16 protein-coding genes and 2 tRNA genes are annotated in these 19,550 nt (G+C 42.7%); 9 read left to right on the top strand and 9 right to left on the bottom strand.

All coding sequences use genetic code 11. The features are described 5' to 3' along the window. Positions 1–41: 41 nt before the first annotated feature. The 9 genes from BN102_RS04175 to BN102_RS04215 form a co-directional block, all read right to left on the bottom strand. Positions 42–1,658: a RagB/SusD family nutrient uptake outer membrane protein gene (locus BN102_RS04175; protein ID WP_019207834.1), complete on the bottom strand. Its 1,617-nt coding sequence runs from the start codon at positions 1,656–1,658 to the stop codon at positions 42–44. A gap of 28 nt (positions 1,659–1,686) precedes the next feature. Next, on the bottom strand, positions 1,687–4,734 hold the full coding sequence (locus BN102_RS04180; RefSeq protein ID WP_019207835.1) for a SusC/RagA family TonB-linked outer membrane protein: 3,048 nt from the start codon (positions 4,732–4,734) through the stop codon (positions 1,687–1,689). A 129-nt stretch (positions 4,735–4,863) separates the two neighbouring features. Further along, a complete protein-coding gene (locus BN102_RS04185) occupies positions 4,864–5,337 on the bottom strand; it encodes an MFS transporter (protein WP_019207836.1) in 474 nt (157 codons plus the stop codon). A gap of 14 nt (positions 5,338–5,351) precedes the next feature. Then, positions 5,352–5,933: a D-sedoheptulose 7-phosphate isomerase gene (gene gmhA / locus BN102_RS04190; protein WP_019207837.1), complete on the bottom strand. Its 582-nt coding sequence runs from the start codon at positions 5,931–5,933 to the stop codon at positions 5,352–5,354. A gap of 29 nt (positions 5,934–5,962) precedes the next feature. After that, positions 5,963–6,922: an ROK family protein gene (locus BN102_RS04195; RefSeq protein ID WP_035456601.1), complete on the bottom strand. Its 960-nt coding sequence runs from the start codon at positions 6,920–6,922 to the stop codon at positions 5,963–5,965. Between the two features lie 150 nt (positions 6,923–7,072). Then, complete coding sequence (locus BN102_RS04200; RefSeq protein WP_019207839.1) at positions 7,073–8,113, bottom strand: LacI family DNA-binding transcriptional regulator; 1,041 nt, start codon at positions 8,111–8,113, stop codon at positions 7,073–7,075. 591 nt (positions 8,114–8,704) lie between these two features. Next, positions 8,705–8,778 (bottom strand) — tRNA-Asp (locus tag BN102_RS04205). A 31-nt stretch (positions 8,779–8,809) separates the two neighbouring features. Next, a tRNA-Asp gene (locus tag BN102_RS04210) sits at positions 8,810–8,883 on the bottom strand. A 113-nt stretch (positions 8,884–8,996) separates the two neighbouring features. Then, the gene (locus BN102_RS04215; protein WP_019207841.1) at positions 8,997–10,046 is read right to left on the bottom strand and encodes an OmpA family protein; all 1,050 of its coding nucleotides are present in this window, start codon (positions 10,044–10,046) and stop codon (positions 8,997–8,999) included. Between the two features lie 128 nt (positions 10,047–10,174). Here BN102_RS04215 and BN102_RS04220 point away from each other — a divergent pair, with 128 nt between their 5' ends. The 9 genes from BN102_RS04220 to BN102_RS04260 all read left to right on the top strand — a co-directional run bounded on the left by BN102_RS04220 (position 10,175) and on the right by BN102_RS04260 (position 19,544). Continuing rightward, positions 10,175–10,747 (top strand): isochorismatase family protein, encoded by a 573-nt coding sequence (locus BN102_RS04220; protein ID WP_019207842.1) that lies wholly within the window; start codon positions 10,175–10,177, stop codon positions 10,745–10,747. A 96-nt stretch (positions 10,748–10,843) separates the two neighbouring features. After that, complete coding sequence (locus BN102_RS04225; RefSeq protein ID WP_019207843.1) at positions 10,844–11,824, top strand: GNAT family N-acetyltransferase; 981 nt, start codon at positions 10,844–10,846, stop codon at positions 11,822–11,824. Positions 11,825–11,948: 124 nt separating this feature from the next. Continuing rightward, the gene (gene mce / locus BN102_RS04230; RefSeq protein WP_019207844.1) at positions 11,949–12,368 is read left to right on the top strand and encodes a methylmalonyl-CoA epimerase; all 420 of its coding nucleotides are present in this window, start codon (positions 11,949–11,951) and stop codon (positions 12,366–12,368) included. A gap of 6 nt (positions 12,369–12,374) precedes the next feature. Continuing rightward, positions 12,375–13,928, top strand: a complete 1,554-nt coding sequence (locus BN102_RS04235; protein WP_019207845.1) for an acyl-CoA carboxylase subunit beta — start codon at positions 12,375–12,377, stop codon at positions 13,926–13,928. Between the two features lie 27 nt (positions 13,929–13,955). After that, positions 13,956–14,882 (top strand): OadG family transporter subunit, encoded by a 927-nt coding sequence (locus BN102_RS04240; protein WP_019207846.1) that lies wholly within the window; start codon positions 13,956–13,958, stop codon positions 14,880–14,882. A gap of 30 nt (positions 14,883–14,912) precedes the next feature. Beyond that, complete coding sequence (locus tag BN102_RS04245; RefSeq protein WP_019207847.1) at positions 14,913–15,362, top strand: biotin/lipoyl-containing protein; 450 nt, start codon at positions 14,913–14,915, stop codon at positions 15,360–15,362. A gap of 1 nt (position 15,363) precedes the next feature. Further along, positions 15,364–16,524, top strand: coding sequence for a sodium ion-translocating decarboxylase subunit beta (locus BN102_RS04250; RefSeq protein ID WP_019207848.1), 1,161 nt, complete (start codon positions 15,364–15,366; stop codon positions 16,522–16,524). Positions 16,525–16,821: 297 nt separating this feature from the next. Continuing rightward, on the top strand, positions 16,822–18,552 hold the full coding sequence (gene lysS, locus BN102_RS04255; protein ID WP_019207849.1) for a lysine--tRNA ligase: 1,731 nt from the start codon (positions 16,822–16,824) through the stop codon (positions 18,550–18,552). Further along, on the top strand, positions 18,549–19,544 hold the full coding sequence (locus tag BN102_RS04260) for an NAD(P)H-dependent glycerol-3-phosphate dehydrogenase (protein WP_019207850.1): 996 nt from the start codon (positions 18,549–18,551) through the stop codon (positions 19,542–19,544). Before lysS ends, BN102_RS04260 begins: the two co-directional genes overlap by 4 nt. Positions 19,545–19,550: the final 6 nt, after the last annotated feature.

Below are 19,550 nucleotides of genomic sequence, written 5' to 3' on the forward strand. Positions count from 1 at the left end.
AATCTACCCGGCCATATTCGTTATCGATTAAACAAATTCAATCAGTTAAACTCTGCATTATTATCTGCTAAGCCAGGGTTTAAAATAAGTTCATTGCTTGGAATTGGTAAGAAATAATCTTTCTTGGAGTAAGGACGAACTAATTTATATTTATCCTCAGTTTCATTTCTCCACTCTGTATTAGCCTTTTCCACCAACTCAAGTCTCTGCAAGTCAAACCAACGAGATGAATGTTCAAATCCAGCAAATTCATATGCTCTTTCCCATACAACAGCATCAATAAAATCATCTGTACTCAAATCATTTAAAGAAGCCCCTATTGCACCTACGCCCTCGAATGCTCTGTTTCTTACATCATTTAAACATTTATAAGCCAAAGCATCAGGACCGTCAGTACGTGCCTTTGCTTCTGCATAAGTTAAAAGAATGTCAGCATAACGCATAATAATAGTAGATCTAGTTGAATACCAGTTTGCGGATGCTTCCATATTCGTACGCCATTTGCTATTGGGTTCATTCCTAGTTTCCCATTCCCAACCTTCTGTCAGATTGTCAGCCCACATTTTTCTATAAGCAGGGTGCTGACATTTTAAATCCATGTAATTGTAATGTTCACCACCTTTATAAAAATCAGTCACAAAGGTATATTCTTTTCGTTCACCTTCAGGAAAACGTTCATAGAATCCTTTTTCTGCAATCATTGATTCCCAACCACCAAATTCTATCGGACGGCAAGGATTTGGTGCACGGACAGAATATTCATCATTAATAAGACTTTGAGCTGTCCAAATGATTACCTCGTCCGTAGCAAAAGAATAAGGTTTCCAGTATGGATCCCATACTTGATAAAAATGATTTCTCAATTCATAACCATATGTACCTGCATTATCAATTACTTCTTTTGCCTTATCTCTAGCCAATGCATAATATTCATTACCACCATTTATAGGGAAACCTGCCATTTGTAAATATACTTTTGAAAGAGTAGATTTAGCAGCTCCTTTAGTGATAGCTCCGCCTGTGCGAAGTGTATTATCGAAATCTTTCCAATCAATTGGCAAATATTCCTCGGCAAACTTGAGATCTCTAACAATTAAATCGTAAACTTCAGAAGCCTTAGAACATCTAACGGTTTTATTATCATCCGGTTGAAATGCTGTTTCAATCAGAGGGATATTGTTGTAAAACCTTACTAACCAAAAGTACATATAAGCACGAATAAAATGAGCTTGTGCTGCATATCTGTTTAACGTTTCTTCGGTAACTTTTCCTTCAGCTCTTCTATGATTTAAAACGATGGAGTTAGCTATATTAATAACGTCATAGCATCGTTCCCAGCCTTTTGAAATATCAGCATCAATACCAACTGAATTTTCCAAATTAATTTCGATTTCATTGTAGCATTGTCGCTGATTTCCTGTACCTAAGATATCATCAGCGCTTGCATACTTGATTTCCATACTTTCATATGGTCTGTTTAATGCATCAACCCAATGGCTATACAATGCATTATTTGCCATTTTCAATTCTTCTTCGTTATTATAGAAATTTTCCGGGAATAAATATCCTTTAGGATCTTCGTCCAAAAAACCTCCACCAAGTTCACAAGAGGCGAACGAAACTAAGACTAGCAATAGAATTAAATATATCTTTTTCATATGATTTCCTTTTTTGTGAATTTAATTATTAATAGGTAATTGATAATCCGAATGAGAAGCTGGCAGGGTTAGGATATGCATACCAATCCATTCCTGAGTTCATATCACTGCCAATTGAAGAGCTTACCTCAGGATCATATCCTTTATACTTTGTAATAGTAAGTATATTCTGTGCACTTAATGAAAGCTGTAAGGCGACAAAAGGAATCAACCTACGTGGAAATTTGTAGGACACACTAATATTACGTAGTTTTACATAGCTTGCGTCTTCCATATATTGAGAAGATACAGGATTCAATCTATTCGTTTCTCCAATCTTTGCAAATTTTGCATTAGGATTCTGAGGTGTCCAACGATTTCTGGCATCTAAATTAGTATATGTAGATGACCTTGTTTTTTCAACAGTGGTCATATATGTCCAGTTCAAGACATCACGTCCATGAGAACCTTCAAGAAGAATGTTAAAATCAAAATTTTTATAAGAAACATGATTGTTAACTCCCCATGTAAATTTAGGATTAGTATTTCCTATTACTTGATTGTCTTCAGCTGTATAGTTATTATCCCCATTTAGGTCATCATATCTGTAGTCACCAGGAGTCTGACCATATTTTTGAGCTTCCTCTGCTTGGTTTTCTTGCCAGATTCCTAAATATTTCAATCCATAGATAGTACCAATTGGTTCACCGGGAATCAAAGCAAAAGGGCTTGTAGATGTTAAACCGTGAGCATATCTATCACCGTATATGATAGGAGAATCACCTAAACTAAGTACTTCATTTTTGTTAATTGCCCCATTAAAGTTTATGTCATATGAGATTTTTTTTGTCTTTACAACATCAACATTCATATTGAATTCTAATCCTTCATTACGAACAGAACCAACATTAGAAATCACATTCTTTTCACCATATTCAGAATCACCACCATTATATCCTGGAACAGCAATGGGAGCTAGCAAATCAACAGTTTTCTTATTATAATAATCAAAAGACAGAGAAACACGATTATTCAAGAATGACAAATCTAGGCCAAGATTATATTGTTTTGTAGACTCCCATGTCAAATTAGGGTTGCCACCAATAACAGGATAATATCCAGATTGAAGACTCCCAGTGCCCCAAGAGTTAGCGCGAGGGTTCAAAATTGAATAGGTTGAATATGCTCCAACAGCTTGATTGCCGGTCATTCCCCAACTTACTCTCAATTTGATGTTTTGGAATACATTTTGATCTTTCATGAATTCTTCCTCAGAAATGCGCCAAGCGGCAGAAAAAGAAGGGAAATAGCCGTATCGTTTTCCTGGTCTAAATTTAGACGATCCATCAACACGAAAATTAGCAGTCAAATAATATTTATATTTATAGTTATAGTTCAGACGACTAAAATATGAAATTAAAGCGTCATTGCCATATCCTGAGCCAATACTGATGTTTGGCGCTGCCAAGCCCAAATTATACCAACTGACAGATTCAATAGGAAGAGAAAGAGCATCAGCTCTAAAGTTTTGATTGCTACTTGCAGACTGTTCAAAACCTAACATTGCTGAAAAATGATGAACTTTAGCAAACGTTTTGTTATAATTTAAAACAGCATTTATTAACCAATTAAGGTTTTCATATGAAACTTGATTAGCTGCTGCATTTGTGCCTGTATAATTCTTGCTTACAAATTTTCTAGTACCTCCAGTACTAAACCCCACTTTTCCATTTAAAGCTAAACTCAGACCATCAAGAATATTGATATTCAAATTTCCAACAGCGTTGGCCCAATTGCTATAATACCTTTCTTCAGGACTAACAAGCAATTTAGGGTTAAGAATTGTTCCAGTACCAATACCCAAACGATTAAGTTGTCCGTCTTCATCGTAAACTGGTTCTGTAGGGGACCAAAGCAATGCTGCCATCAAAGGATGGGATGTACTACTACCTGCTGATCCATAATATTGATTCAACACATCACCGTGCCCAGCATCGATTTCAACTTTCATTAAAACGCTGTTATTCAATTTAATATCTATTTTAGATTTAATTCCATATCCTTCACTTTTAGAGTTTCTTATAACTCCTGTATTGTTATAATAATGAGGAGAAACATAGTACTTAAATTTATCTGTACCACCAGATACAACAATCTTATAATCTTGAATTAAGGCAGTCTGCAATACTTCATTCTGCCAATTAACACCACAGGGGTTAGCTTTAACTAAAGCCATCTCATCATCAGAGAAAGGATAGGTTCCTACTTCTTTGTTATAGTTTGCAAATTCCATGGCATTCATCAAATCATAATGCTTTAATACTTTGTTTACAGAGAAATTGGTACTAAACTTAACATTAGGTTTACCTTCTTTACCACGCTTCGTTGTTACAATGATAACACCATTTGCACCACGAGAACCGTAAATGGCAGTTGCAGAAGCATCTTTTAATATTTCTATTGATTCTATATCTTCAATATGAGGCATACCGCCATAGTTACCATCCACTACGATAAGGGGATCATTTCCACCATAAATAGAGTTTGCACCTCTAATTCTGATAGTATTTCCTTCACCTGGATTACCACTAGCCCTTCTTACAGCTACACCGGCAACTCTACCAGATAATACGGAATTGGCTGAACTTGCTGGTTGGTCTAAAAAATCTCTTGAAGTTACAGAAGATACAGCCCCTGTTAAATCACTTTTCTTTACAGTTCCATATCCTACCACTACAATTTCATCTAAGGCTTTAGTGGATTCACTCAAAAGGATTTTCATTCCATTTCGAGCTGTAACATACTGCGTATCATAGCCGATAAACGAAATCTCCAATTTAGTTCCCTCTTTAATTTCTAAAGAGAATTCACCTTGCAGTCCGGTGTAAGTACCAACTGATATAGTAGAATCGGAAACCTTCACCATAGCACCTACAAGAGGTTCATTATATGTGTCAAAAACATAACCGGTTACCATTGCTTTATTTTGGCCTAAAACACTTATTGGCACTAGCAAAGCAAGTAGCATAATAGAAAACATTCGCTGTTGCATCCTTCTTGGGGTATACTCCCCTTTTAAACGACAATTAGCTTTCATGATTAATTTATTTAAGTTAACAAAAAATACACTTATTATTGCAAATTCATGACTTTATTTATCATCCATATCATATAAAGCCATATTACAATCAAAACAATGAGAGCCGCTGATTGAGTAGAGAACATATCAAAAACAAAATCTAATATTGGTGTTATAATTGCCCCACCCGACATCCCCGACAATTAAGAGCGATGGTATCTCATTAGCTTTGTGAGGGACAGCTTTTAAAGCCAGTGAGGAAACAATCGAGAATAAGTTAGCACTACCTACTCCGATAAAGGCAAAAGCAGCAATCATAAATTCAAAATTGTACGAAAAGCAAGGTATGAACAATCCTAAAAAAGCAAACAAATAGCTTAAAAGCATAGTCTTTTTGTGTCCTTTCTTGTTCATTATCATGCCTGTTGGCATTGATATGACCAAAAACCAAAGGAAACATGAAAATAATACCAGATTAACAACGGAAGCGTTCAATTCAAAATCCTGCTTTACATAGTTTGAAGCAATTCCAATCAAATCAAAAAATCCCATAACGAAAAAGTCAAATATTACTGGCAAAATTTTATCAACTTGCCCATGCTGTTTTTCATTAAGCATCATAAGCTCTTGCTATTTTAATTATTAATAGATAGTTTACTTTCTATTACTTGAATCATGATATGAATCACTTTTATATGGATTTCCTGAATTCTATCTGAATACTTGTTTTTTGGTGCACATATCGGAAAATCTGCTGTTTTCCTCAAAAGATTATCCGAGTCACAAGTCATTCCTATCACAGACACTCCTTTTTTGTGTGCCGCTTCAACGGCATTCAGAATGTTTCTGGAATTTCCGCTTGTACTAATAGCAATTAAGACGTCTCCCTTTTGGGCCACCGCTTCAACATAACGGCTGAAAATCTCATCAAATGAATAATCATTGCCAACGCAAGTAATATGTGACGGATCGTTGAGTGCTATCGCAGGAAATGGATTCCTATTGATTCGATACCTTCCCGTCAACTCCTCTGCAAAATGAGTTGCATCACATAGAGAGCCCCCGTTTCCACAACTCATCACCTTATTGCCTTGTTGAATGGCAGTAGCAATAGCCGTGGCAGCTTTCTCAATCATCTGCATATTTTCTGAAGAATCCATAAAAACACGCAGACTTTCAAGCGCTTCATTAAAACTGTCATTTATTAAATCTTGCATAATATTGATTTATATGTATCTATTGAAAACTAAAGATTACTGGCTATAGAGACTGCAGCATAATCACCGATTTGCTCTCCTAATTGTGCTGGACATATTGTACATGCATTGAAAGCTAAATCCAAGGCTTCCTTTCGTAGTACCTTTTTCACAGTAGGATAAAACAAATCAACATTTCTGGCATAAACACTGCCAATAACTATACGATCAGGATTTAATATATCAATCAATATAGCAAGCCCTTTACCTAAATACCTTGCAGATAGTTCTATTATCTCATTAGCAAGTTCATCTCCTTTATGAGCTTGCTCGGCAATTAGACATGCGGTCACATTATCCAAGTTGTCTATATCACACCATTCAACCTTTTTACCTCTTTGAAAATATTCTTCCAATCTTGTTTTAGCCAGCTGTGCAATGCCTCCACCACTGGCAAAACCTTCGAAAGATCCTTGTTTCCCATATCCAACTGGTCCAAAATCCGACAATCTTATATGACCTATCTCACCGGCATTATCATTAGCACCGGTATATAATGTTCCATTCAAAATCAATCCAGCCCCCAATCCTGTTCCAAAGGTTATAAAAACCATATTCTTGGCCCCAATCCCTGCTCCAAATTTCCACTCAGCAAGCGCACATGCATTTGCATCGTTCTGAATAGCGCAAGGCACATTAAAATGTTCTTGGATAATATCAACGATATGAATATTATCCCAATCAGGCAAATTGGGCGGAGACATGATAATGCCTTTTCCGCTGTCTAAAGGGCCGCCACAACTCACTCCTATTCCCGATATATCGTTTACACTAAGATTATTTCTTTTTATAATCTCTTGAAGCGACTCGATAATCTTATCAATTGTGTCCCACACTTTAACAGTTTGAAAAGAAATCTTATTCTTTATTTCCATACCGTTTTTTTCTTGTGCATAGATAATGGCTGTCTTTGTACCTCCAATATCCACACCCAAAATATGTTTATCTATAATTGGCATTACTATTTATGTATATATTATATATCAAATTGTATTTATACATCATCAAATGAAATTCTCTCGAAGCAACTTGATCGATTAAGTTGTACAACAAAAAACAAGCGTCACTTAACTTAAACGATTAAGTATCCGTTTAAAAAATTATTCTCTGTACAACATCTTACACGGTAATATTAAATGTTCAATATTGTCACCATCTGCAAAATTTTCTTTCCTGAATTTCCGTTCCACCTCCTTTAATAATATGCCCACTGTTTTTTCCCCGATTTCTTGTATAGGCATCAAAGCAATATCCATTTGGGGCGCTATAATTCTGAATAGAGATTCTTCGTGTATCGACGCAAGCTTAAACCTGTTATTATAATCAATATTGTTGTTAATAAAATAATTGAAAGCTTCGATAGCCAAAATATGAGTTGTAAAAAAGAAACCGTCAACATCCGGAACCTGATAGAATAATTCATCTAGAGCAAAAGGAATATTTTCTTCATACCCATGAATATCTATTACTTTTATCAAATTAAGATCGATTGGCATGCCATTTTTCTTTAAAGCATCCAAATACCCTTCTAAGCGAAAACTTAGAGTGGTAAGGTAAGGATTAGTTGTTATGATAGCTATTTTCCTCGCTCCTTTACGGATAATGTTATCAACCAATTTGCAACTACTTTCTCTATTGTCGATTAAAACATAATTGGTAGATAAATCCGAAAAGAAACGATCGAAAAGAACTAACGGATAATGTTCATCAATTAATCCCTGTATGACCTCCCGATTCTGTTTTGTAGGCGCAATGATTATTCCATCAACTTGGTGTGACTTCATAATTCTAACCATACGACCTTCGCGCTCACCGTTAGAATCAGAACTACAAATCATCAATGAATAGTTCAACTTATCTAAACAGCTCTCCACAACTTTGGCCACACCTGAATAGAAAGTGTCGGAAATAGAAGGTAGTATCAAGCCGACAGTATTAGTCCTCCCTACATTCAATGCTCTTGCTAAAAGATTTGGATGATATCCTATCTCACGGGTATAAGCAAGCACCTTTTCTTGAGTAGCAAGACTTATCTTTTTCTCATCACCTTTTCCCGAGAGTACCCAAGATACAGTTGCGACAGAAATATGCAAATGTTCCGCTACAGCTTTTAAAGATTGTATTTTTGTTTTTGAAGACATACTTAAACGGTTAAGTTATATTTTGATACAAAGGAAATGAATTTATTTAATATAAACAAATATAGAATCTATGTCAAGATTAAATTTAACCATAAATAACAAATAGCAATCCTTGTTGAATGCAAAAACATTCCTAAAAGAAAGAAGAGAATGAAATATTTTTGTGCAACTTTTCATATAAAAATCAAACGAAATCAGATAATTCATTAATAATTAGGCATATATAACAAAAAGAGCCCTGTAAAAACCCATTTCTGCTTTATCTACTGGGCGCGTAGACTTTTATAAAGTCTTGAACGAAGATTTTTCTTCTTTCCATACTAATGCCTTTATGTAAATCCAGTTAGCCTTCAAGTCAGCGTTTAGCAATTCAAGTTCATTGTTGGTATTGGAAATATTCAATTCCGGATGCTCATACCATATCCACAGCCACAGCATATATAAATGACACAAAAATACGACAAACAGAAAGCATACAAGAGATCACGTCTCTTTTGGAAGTTTAAGCCTATATTGCTTCACTACAAACAAAAAAAATCCTTAAATACATTGATAATCAGAGTTTTTTCTAATTTTCGCTCTCTTTAGAAGCGGTATGTACGGGACTCGAACCCGTGACCTCCTGCGTGACAGGCAGGCATTCTAACCAGCTGAACTAACACACCTTTGCACCACTCGAGAAGAGGCTGCAAGAGGCGGTGTGTACGGGACTCGAACCCGTGACCTCCTGCGTGACAGGCAGGCATTCTAACCGGCTGAACTAACACACCTTCCGCTTGCAACTCCCGAAGAGCGGTTGCAAAGGTACGTATTATTTTTGTTCTTGCAAGTTTTTCGGTAAAAAAATCGTCGTCTCGTCGCAATCACCTCCGGCGGAGCGCATTTATTCGATGGTTACGATGGCCACTCTGTTGGAGGTTTCGCCAGTGATGCCGAGCCCTCTTGCCGACTTCACCTTCACGTGGCGGTCTTCCAAGTATTCTCTGACCGCCTGGGCGCGGTTCTCCGAAAGTTCCCTGTTATACCGCTTCGATCCCTCGGGCGAAGCGATGGCTTTAATCGCCACGGTAGCCTTCGAATCGATCTGGTCGAGCACCTCTTTTGCCTGGTCACTCAGCTCATACTTGGCTTTGGCAAATGTGACCACCACCACGTCGCCCGCATAGACCGGTTTCTCCACCGCCTGCTTAGCTTCCCCGACTGTAGTTTCGGGCTTGGAGTTTCTCAATCGATTTATCTCGTTGTTCAGGGCGTCCACTTCAGCCTGATCATACAGTTTGGCGACGGCAAAATGATGCGTTCCGTCCGAATTCTTGAACTTGTAAATCAATCCGGCCGAAAGTCCGAATACAGAGCGGTTGATATTATACTGCGTTCCATCGTTCAGATGGTAAGTCAACGCCGGCTCAAAATAAATCTGCCAGGTTTTCTCGTTGTCGATATTCAGCATAAGGTCCACCCCGACCTTGGAAGTCAGCGCATTTCGGTCCATCTTCACTGTTCGGGCCTTATCCTCAGGTAGCTGTCCGAACGTATGCCCCCATCCCAGGCCGGCAATGCCGACCACATTCAACCCGTACGGTAGTCCCTTATAGCCTACCCACCAATGGGTGAAGTCGATCGTTCCCAATAAAGAAGCATTCACCCCTGCAACAGCCGTATTCGTCTTGCCGCACCAATACCCCTTGTCATCCCAATGAAATTGACTGTCCATCGCCCATCCGAATACAGGGGTGAAATGCCTGCCCAGACGAAGACCAACCACAGGATTCAAATTTCGGAACGTGCTCACGTGGGTGGTCTTTGCCGCCGCCCCCATATTTACACCTATATACCAATTATCAGAAGTCTTGCTCTTCCGAGAGGTCTGCGTCCACCCTTTCAGGATTCCTCCCAGCAAACATACGATACCGACTAAAATTATTTTCTTCATAAAGCGATTTTATTCCTGATTCTACGTTAGAATGCTAACGAATATCGTACGTGGGCAAATTTACATTTTATGTGAGTTAAAAACAAAATATTTTGCTTATTTTTGTGTGTTAATTTCATCGTACCGAAATGAATATACTCATCATCGTCGATTTTCAGATCGATTTTTGCCAAAAGAAAGGCGCTCTTTATGTCGATGGCGCCGGAAAAGCTTTAAGACAAATCTTAAAACTTCTGAATTCCAGAACCGTCGACAAGGTCTTCTTCACCGTCGACTGGCATCCGGTCGACCATTGCTCTTTTACCGAAAACGGAGGGCACTGGCCCATGCATTGCGTACAATATTCAACAGGAGCTTCTATCCCCGACGTGTTGATCGGCACTTGCCAGAAGAATCGCATCCCCTTCGAGGTGATCCGCAAAGGTGCCGATCCGAAAACGGAAGCATACAGCGCCTTCGCTCACCTCGAAGACAAGGGAAACTACGTTACGCTGACTTCCGACAGAGCGAAATTCCATTTCTATAAGAGGGATACGCTGATCGTCTGCGGCCTGGCCGGCGATTATTGCGTTTACGAAAGCGTGAAGGATTTGAGCGTCTTTCTCCGTCCTGCCGTATTCGGCAAAGGGATCGCTTATATCGCCGACCAGACAAAACTCGGCAACCTGATGCAGGAAAAAGGATTGGAGGAGGTGAAATAAAAGTGCAGGCTTTCTGCGCGAGCGGAGAAACTTTTTCTGCAAATTCAGACGGGATCAATTGTTTGTCGGGTTAAATTTGATACATTTGCAGTTACGATGTGTATCCGATTGCTTACATACACCCGAGGAGCGACGTTGCCCGATTTGCCGAGCAACTCTCTGTTCCACTCCGCCGAACTGTTTCATATCTATGAAAATACGCCGGGCTACGATCCTTTCTATATGATCGCCTACGAGGAAGACCGTCCGGTGGCGAAGCTACTCGCCGTGATCCGGCGCGGTTGCCGCTGGCTTCCGGGGTCGCTCGTCAACCGTTGCGAAATCTTCGAGCCAGGCGATTTCCTCGACGACAGCGTCAACAAACCGGTGCTGTTCGGACAAATGTTAACTCACCTCACCTATCAGGTGCTCCCCCGCTGTTTCCTGATCGAATGCCGCAATATCACTCAATCCCTGTTCGCCTATAAAGAGTTCCGGGAAAACGGCTACTTCCCCATGAATTGGATGAGGGTATACAATTCCCTCCATAGCAAGGCGCCGGAAGTGCGTCTGAGCGCCTCCCGAAAACGGCAGATAAACCAGGGGCTGAAAAACGGATCCGTCGTGAAAGCAGCTGAAACGGAGGAAGAGGTAAAGTCGTTCATCACCATGTTGAAAAAAAATTATTCCTCCAAGATCCTGAGGCATTTTCCCGATATGAGTTTCTTTCTACAAATGAATCGAAATAACATTAAAAAAGAAATTGCAAAAGTCTTTATCGTCTCCTATAAAGAAAAGATCATCGGCGGCTCGGTCTGCATATTCTCCGGTCAAACGGCTTACCTCTGGTTTTCGGGAGGCATGCGCAAGACGTACAAGCTACAGTATCCGGGAGTACTTGCCGTATGGGCCGCTATCCGATATGCCAACGAAAAGAAGTATCCGCATTTCGAATTCATGGATGTGGGCGTGCCTTTCCGACTTCACGGTTATCGCGAATTCATCCTCCGCTTCGGAGGGAAACAGCGGAGTACGCGCCGTTGGTTCAAATTCAGGTGGAACTGGCTGAACGCACTCGCCACTCAACTCTATCTTTAACATCCCAAATTGTTTTACAAATTTTTAGTTCAAAATATTTCAAGTTCTTCACTAAATTATTTAATTTTGCAGCGAATTTTGATAAGCAAAAAGAGTTTTTAACAACTATTTAAGCATAAATATCATGAAAATTTCTCACATCGAACATTTAGGCATCGCCGTTCCAAGCATTGAGGAAGCATTGCCGTATTTTGAAAATGTCTTGGGCTTCAAGTGTTACAACATCGAAGTAGTAGCCGATCAGAAAGTAAAGACCGCTTTCCTAAAAGTAGGCGAAGTAAAATTAGAGCTATTAGAGCCGACGGATCCGGAAAGCCCGATCGCTAAATTTATAGAGAAGAATGGCGGACATGGCGGCATGCATCACTTGGCTTTCTGCGTAGAAGACGGTGTGGCCCATGCGCTGGTCGAAGCGGAGGGGAAAGGTTTGCGGCTGATCGACAAGGTGCCCCGTAAAGGGGCCGAAGGCTTGAATATCGCCTTCTTGCATCCCAAATCGACCATGAGTGTATTGACAGAACTTTGTGAAAATCCAAATAAATAAGATAACATGAGTATTCAACAGGAAAAAATAAGCGCGCTCGTGGAGCGTCGGGGAAAAGTGCGCTTGGGCGGCGGAGAAAAAGCCATCGCCAAGCAACACGAAAAAGGCAAATACACCGCTCGTGAACGCCTATCTATGCTTCTGGACGAAGGCAGTTTCGAAGAAATGGACATGTTCGTCGAACATCGCTGCACGAACTTCGGCATGGAAAAGAAATACATCCCGGGCGACGGCGTAGTAACCGGCAGCGGTACCATCGACGGTCGGTTAGTCTATGTCTTCGCACAAGATTTTACCGTGACGGGCGGCTCTCTCTCCGAGATGATGGCCAAGAAAATCTGTAAAGTAATGGATATGGCCATGACCATGGGAGCTCCTGTAATCGGTCTGAACGATTCGGGTGGCGCACGTATCCAAGAAGGCGTCAACGCCTTGGGCGGTTATGCCGAAATCTTCGAGCGCAACATCCTCGCTTCCGGCGTAGTGCCTCAAATATCCGGCATCTTCGGCCCCTGCGCGGGTGGGGCGGTCTATTCTCCTGCATTGACCGACTTTACGTTAATGATGGAAGGCACCTCGAACATGTTCTTAACCGGGCCAAAGGTAGTGAAGACCGTCCTGGGCGAAGACGTGACGGCAGAAGATCTGGGCGGCGCAAGCGTCCATTCCACCAAATCCGGCGTAACTCACTTCACCGCTCCTACCGAAGAAGAAGCAATCGCTACGATCAAAAAACTGTTGAGCTACATCCCACAGAACAATATGGAAGAGGCTCCTATGACCGCATGCAACGATCCTATCGATCGGGCGGACGACGCGTTGAACGAGATCATTCCCGACAATCCCAACCAAGCTTACGACATGTACGAAGTGATCCGCGCCCTGGTAGATAACGGCGAATTCTTCGAGATTCAAGAGAACTATGCCAAGAATATCATTATCGGCTTCGCTCATTTCAACGGACAGTCAGTCGGCGTAGTAGCCAATCAGCCGAAATTCATGGCGGGTGTGCTCGATTGCAACTCTTCCCGTAAAGCGGCTCGTTTCGTCCGCTTCTGCGACGCATTCAATATCCCGCTGGTTACCTTGGTCGACGTTCCGGGATTTTTGCCGGGAACCGGTCAGGAGTACAATGCCGTTATTCTGCACGGTGCAAAACTGCTCTATGCCTACGGTGAAGCTACCGTGCCCAAAGTAACCGTTACCCTGCGCAAATCGTACGGTGGCTCACACATCGTGATGAGTTGCAAACAGCTTCGCGGCGATCTGAATTACGCATGGCCCTCTGCCGAAATCGCCGTCATGGGTGGCGCTGGTGCCGCCGGCGTCCTCTACGCCAAAGAAGCCGCAGAACAAACAGATCCGAAGGCCTTCCTCGCCGAAAAAGAAGCCGAATACACCAAGCTATTCGCCAATCCTTACGTCGCTGCCAAATACGGCTACATCGAAGATGTCATCGAACCGCGCAATACCCGATTCCGTATCATCAGAGCCTTAGCCCAGTTACGTAACAAGAAACAGAACGTCCCCGCCAAGAAACACGGGAATATTCCATTGTAATCCATTTTAATTATAATAAGTATCATAATGAAGAAAACAATTATCGGAATATTTCTTTCTGCAGGATTATGGGCAGGACTCGGCTCGTGTAATCCCCGACGCGTGGATTCCAAGTTCCTGATCAACGAAGTACTCATGACCAACGAAACGAGTTACGTGAATACTTACGGAGAGCACTCGCCTTGGATCGAAATATTCAATAAATCGTATAATATAGCTGATTTGGCAGGCTGTTACCTCAAAATGAGCAACACCCTTGGCGACACGGCCACTTATATCATCCCGAAAGGGGACATCAACACCAAAGTCGCTCAACGCCAACAGACCATATTCTTCGCCGACGGAGAGGCTAACAAAGGAACTTTCCATACGAATTTCAGTTTAGATCCGACGAAGAAAACGTGGATTGCGCTATTCGATACCCGTTCCAAACTGCTCGACGAGATCACCATTCCCGAGAACACCCTGAAAGCGGACCAGTCGTATGCCCGCCATGACGACGGCAGCAGTCAGTGGGAGGTAAAAGGTGGCGGCGATCCCTCCAAGTATGTCACTCCGAAAGCCAACAATATGACCAAGGAGTCGAATCCGAAAATGGATAAGTTCACTGAAAAAGATGAATCAGGCATCGGCATGGCCATTACCGCGATGAGCGTCGTATTCACAGCCCTGCTTTTGCTCTATCTCTCTTTCCGCACCGTAGGTAAATATCATTCCGTAAAGGATGACAAGAAAACCGTTGATGCGGTTTCGCTTGTCGAAAAGAAAGAAGAGAAGTCGGCTGTTAAAGCAACTTCCGCGTCGAACGACGTATATGCGGCTATCGCCATGGCGCTTTACGAATTCCGGGGAGGCATGCACGACCTCGAAAGCAATGTAATCACCATCTGCAATACGCAATCGCCCTGGAATTCAAAGGTGAGCATGATGCGTTCGAAACCGATTAGAAAATAAAGTAGTCATCCTTTAAAACGATTTAAAACAATGAAAACATTCAAATATAAAATCAATGGCAACGAATACAACGTTACTGTTGGAAACATCGAAGAGAACATCGCCCATGTAGAGGTTAACGGCACCTCTTATGACGTGGAAATGGAGAACGACGAAACTGCCCCCAAAGCGACAGTTCCGAAAGTCACTCCCACTCCCTCCGCTTCCAAAACCGCTCCCACTGCTCCCCAAGCAGCCGTACCTAAGGCGGCCGCACCGGTCGGAAAAGGCGTGGGCGTTAAATCGCCCCTTCCGGGAGTTATCCTTGAGATCAAAGTCAAGGAAGGAGAAGAAGTTAAAAAAGGCCAAGTGGTGATCGTCCTCGAAGCCATGAAAATGGAGAACAACATCAATGCCGACCGCGACGGCGTGATTACCTCGATCCTTGTTAACAAAGGCGATTCTATCTTGGAAGGTACGGACCTCATAATGATTGGATGATATGGGAGAGTTTTTTAATTTTATCGGAAATAATCTGGCCGACTTCTGGACGTACACGGGCTTTGCGAATGCCACGCCGGGACACTTTATCATGATCTTGGTGGGGGGCTTTTTCATCTACCTGGCCGTCCGACACGAATTCGAGCCGATGCTGTTGATCCCTATCGGTTTTGGCATGTTGATCGGCAACATCCCTTTCAACATGGATGCGGGCCTTCAGTTGGGTATCTATGAACAGAACTCCGTTTTGAACACCTTGTATCAAGGCGTGACGTCCGGCTGGTATCCACCGCTGATCTTCTTAGGCATTGGAGCCATGACCGACTTTTCCGCATTGATCTCGAACCCGAAATTGATGTTGATCGGTGCTGCAGCTCAATTCGGTATCTTCGGCGCTTACATGTTGGCTCTGTTACTCGGTTTCAACCCGATGCAAGCCGGTGCAATCGGTATCATCGGCGGTGCGGACGGTCCTACGGCGATCTTCCTTTCTTCGAAATTAGCTCCGAATCTGATGGGTGCCATCGCTGTATCGGCCTATTCGTACATGGCTTTGGTTCCGGTTATCCAACCGCCTATCATGCGACTTCTTACGACTCGCAGCGAACGCCTCATCCACATGAAACCTCCGCGCCCCGTCTCGCATACGGAAAAAGTGATGTTTCCCATCATCGGTCTGTTACTGACCTGTTTCTTCGTACCGTCGGGTCTTCCGTTATTAGGCATGGTGTTCTTCGGCAACCTATTGAAGGAAAGTGGTGTTACCCGCCGCTTGGCTAATACGGCGAATGGACCATTAATCGATGTCATCACCATCCTGTTAGGTTTGACGGTAGGCGCCTCTACGCAGGCCTCCGAGTTCTTGACTTTCGATTCCGTCCTGATCTTCGCCTTAGGCGCTTTATCGTTCATTATCGCAACCGCTTCCGGCGTATGCTTCGTCAAACTATTCAATCTGATTCTACCCAAGCACAAGAAGTTGAATCCATTGATCGGTAATGCCGGCGTATCTGCTGTCCCCGACTCCGCACGCATCTCACAAGTCATCGGATTGGAATACGATCCTACCAACTATCTGCTGATGCATGCCATGGGACCGAACGTGGCAGGTGTAATCGGTTCGGCCGTCGCAGCCGGTATATTATTAGGATTCTTATTATAATCGGTCTTTAAAAGAATAAGTGACTGCGTCAAAATAAAAGTTTGAAGGAGCGAAATTTCTCAAAAACTGCTCCCCCTAAGTGAGGAGAGCTTTTACGAAATGAATGAGGGGTATGCAGGCGATCGCCTGCGCCCCTCTTTTCATACCCTAAACCAAGAGTTTTACAAATATTGCGCAACAGCACCCTTGCCGCTGAACTCTCTACGGGCGCAAAGACACAGAAATTCCGATAAAAGCATGGGTCATTTAAAAATGTTTAGTATTTTTGTAAGCAAATTGAGATAAATTTTTATCAAAATGAATGTATTAGAACTGAGCGAACAAGAGATTATCAGACGGAACAGTTTAGATGAACTACGCACCATGGGAATCGATCCCTACCCTGCTGCCGAATATGTAACCAACGCATTTTCCACCGATATAAAAGCCGAATTTAAAGACGATGACACCGAGAAACGACAAGTATCAGTAGCCGGCCGAATGATGAGCCGTCGAATCATGGGAAAAGCCTCTTTCATCGAATTGCAAGATTCGAAAGGCAGAATCCAGGTTTACATTACGCGCGACGATATCTGTCCGGACGAAAACAAAGAGATGTACAACACGGTTTTCAAGAGATTACTCGACTTGGGAGACATTATCGGTATCGAAGGCTTCGTGTTCCGTACGCAAATGGGAGAAATTAGCATCCACGCCCGTAAGTTGACAGTCCTGTCGAAATCATTGAAGCCGTTGCCTATCGTAAAATATAAAGACGGGATAGCCTACGACAAGTTCGAAGATCCCGAAATGCGCTATCGCCAGCGTTACGTGGACCTGATCGTGAACGACGGAGTGAAAGATATATTCTTGAAGCGCGCCCAGGTGATCAAGACGTTGCGCGACTACTTGGATCGAGCCGGCTATACGGAAGTGGAAACTCCTATTTTGCAGCATATCCCGGGAGGAGCCTCCGCTCGTCCTTTCATCACTCATTTTAATGCGCTCGACATGAATTTCTACATGCGAATCGCTACGGAACTTTATCTGAAGCGACTGATCGTGGGCGGGTTCGAAGGGGTATACGAGATCGGGAAAAATTTCCGCAACGAAGGGATGGACCGGAATCATAATCCCGAGTTCACCTGTATGGAACTGTATGTGCAGTACAAGGATTACAAGTGGATGATGTCGTTTACGGAGCAGTTGCTCGAAGCTGTTTGTACGGCCGTCAACGGAAGCCCGGAAAAAGAAATCGACGGCAAGGTCATCAGCTTCAAAGCCCCCTATCGCCGCTTGCCTATTCTGGAAGCGATCGAGACACAGACGGGATACGACCTGAACGGCATGGACGAAATACAACTCCGGGAAGTCTGTCGAAAGTTGAACATAGAGATTGACGAAACCATGGGCAAAGGCAAACTAATCGACGAAATCTTCGGTACCTGCTGTGAAGGGACTTTCGTTCAGCCGACATTCATCATCGACTATCCCGTCGAAATGTCTCCGCTGACGAAAATGCACCGTTCCAAAGCCGGTCTGACAGAACGTTTCGAATTGATGGTCAATGGCAAAGAATTGGCCAACGCCTATTCCGAATTGAACGACCCGATTGATCAGGAAGAACGCTTCAAGGAACAAATGAAACTCTCTGAAAAAGGCGACGACGAAGCGATGATCATCGATCGGGATTTCTTGAGAGCCTTGCAATACGGAATGCCTCCCACAAGTGGTATCGGAATAGGTATCGACCGGCTGACCATGCTGATGACAGGCAATACCTACATCCAGGAGGTGATGCTCTTCCCGCAAATGCGCCCTGAAAAAACGGCGCCGAAAGATCCCACCTCCAAATATGTGGAATTGGGCATCGACGAAGACTGGGTACCCGCCATACAGAAAGCCGGATATAATTCAGTATCGGATATGAAAGACGTGAATCCGCAGAAAGTGCAAATGGATATTTGCGGTATCAATAAAAAATACCACTTAGGATTGACAAACCCCACTGTAGACGAAGTTGCCGGATGGATTAACCGTATACAATGAAACTTCCAGGTAAAATAACGATCATTGGCGGCGGAAGTTGGGCTACAGCTATCGCAAAGATCGTGCTGAACAATGCTGATTCGATCAACTGGTATCTCAGACGAGACGACCGCATAGAAGAGTTCAAGCGCCTCGGGCATAATCCAGCCTATCTGACAAGCGTTCAATTCGACATTCAACGCATCCACTTTAACTCGGACGTCAATGCGGCGGTGGAAGAGGCAGATACGCTGATTTTCGTCACTCCTTCCCCCTACCTGAAACTCCACCTCAAGAAATTGAAGGCCAAAATCAGGGATAAATTTATCGTGACTGCCATCAAAGGCATCGTCCCCGATGAGAATGTCATCGTATCCGAATACTTCCGGAAGAATTACAAAGTGCCAGAAACCAACATCGCCGTCATCTCAGGTCCATGCCATGCGGAAGAAGTGGCCTTGGAGCGTCTCTCCTACCTCACTATCGGATGCAAAGATCTAGAAAAAGCCGACAGCTTTGCACATTTCCTTGCCGGAGCCTATATCAAGACGTCAATAAGTCAGGATGTGTCCGGCATCGAATACGCGTCAGTGTTGAAAAATATTTATGCCATTGCCGCAGGAATCTGCAGCGGATTGAATTATGGCGACAACTTTCAAGCGGTGCTCGTATCGAATGCCATTGAAGAGATGCATCGGTTTCTGGCGATTGTGAATCCTGTCGATAGAGAGGTCGACGATTCCGTCTATTTAGGCGATTTATTGGTAACGGCCTATTCCAATTTCAGCCGGAACAGGGTGTTTGGGACCATGATCGGAAAGGGTTATTCCGTAAAAAGCGCCCAGATCGAAATGGAGATGGTAGCGGAAGGCTATTACGGCACGAAATGCATCAAAGAAATAAACCGGCACTTGCATGTCAACATGCCCATCGTCGACGCTGTTTACAACATCCTTTACGAACGCATCTCTCCCCTGATCGAAATAAAATTATTAACCGATTCATTCAGATAAAACAGA

Origin of the sequence: Phocaeicola abscessus CCUG 55929 (genome assembly GCF_000312445.1) — a bacterium.
In the GTDB taxonomy this organism is placed as follows: domain Bacteria; phylum Bacteroidota; class Bacteroidia; order Bacteroidales; family Bacteroidaceae; genus Phocaeicola; species Phocaeicola abscessus.

What these genes read in the sequence shown, in the direction of transcription:
- BN102_RS04175 (WP_019207834.1), bottom strand. Translation starts at nt 1,658, where the DNA reads ATGAAAAAGATATATTTAATTCTATTGCTAGTCTTAGTTTCGTTCGCC.
- BN102_RS04180 (WP_019207835.1), bottom strand. Translation starts at nt 4,734, where the DNA reads ATGAAAGCTAATTGTCGTTTAAAAGGGGAGTATACCCCAAGAAGGATG.
- BN102_RS04185 (WP_019207836.1), bottom strand. Translation starts at nt 5,337, where the DNA reads ATGATGCTTAATGAAAAACAGCATGGGCAAGTTGATAAAATTTTGCCA.
- gmhA (WP_019207837.1), bottom strand. Translation starts at nt 5,933, where the DNA reads ATGCAAGATTTAATAAATGACAGTTTTAATGAAGCGCTTGAAAGTCTG.
- BN102_RS04200 (WP_019207839.1), bottom strand. Translation starts at nt 8,113, where the DNA reads ATGTCTTCAAAAACAAAAATACAATCTTTAAAAGCTGTAGCGGAACAT.
- BN102_RS04215 (WP_019207841.1), bottom strand. Translation starts at nt 10,046, where the DNA reads ATGAAGAAAATAATTTTAGTCGGTATCGTATGTTTGCTGGGAGGAATC.
- BN102_RS04220 (WP_019207842.1), top strand. Translation starts at nt 10,175, where the DNA reads ATGAATATACTCATCATCGTCGATTTTCAGATCGATTTTTGCCAAAAG.
- BN102_RS04225 (WP_019207843.1), top strand. Translation starts at nt 10,844, where the DNA reads ATGTGTATCCGATTGCTTACATACACCCGAGGAGCGACGTTGCCCGAT.
- mce (WP_019207844.1), top strand. Translation starts at nt 11,949, where the DNA reads ATGAAAATTTCTCACATCGAACATTTAGGCATCGCCGTTCCAAGCATT.
- BN102_RS04235 (WP_019207845.1), top strand. Translation starts at nt 12,375, where the DNA reads ATGAGTATTCAACAGGAAAAAATAAGCGCGCTCGTGGAGCGTCGGGGA.
- BN102_RS04240 (WP_019207846.1), top strand. Translation starts at nt 13,956, where the DNA reads ATGAAGAAAACAATTATCGGAATATTTCTTTCTGCAGGATTATGGGCA.
- BN102_RS04245 (WP_019207847.1), top strand. Translation starts at nt 14,913, where the DNA reads ATGAAAACATTCAAATATAAAATCAATGGCAACGAATACAACGTTACT.
- BN102_RS04250 (WP_019207848.1), top strand. Translation starts at nt 15,364, where the DNA reads ATGGGAGAGTTTTTTAATTTTATCGGAAATAATCTGGCCGACTTCTGG.
- lysS (WP_019207849.1), top strand. Translation starts at nt 16,822, where the DNA reads ATGAATGTATTAGAACTGAGCGAACAAGAGATTATCAGACGGAACAGT.
- BN102_RS04260 (WP_019207850.1), top strand. Translation starts at nt 18,549, where the DNA reads ATGAAACTTCCAGGTAAAATAACGATCATTGGCGGCGGAAGTTGGGCT.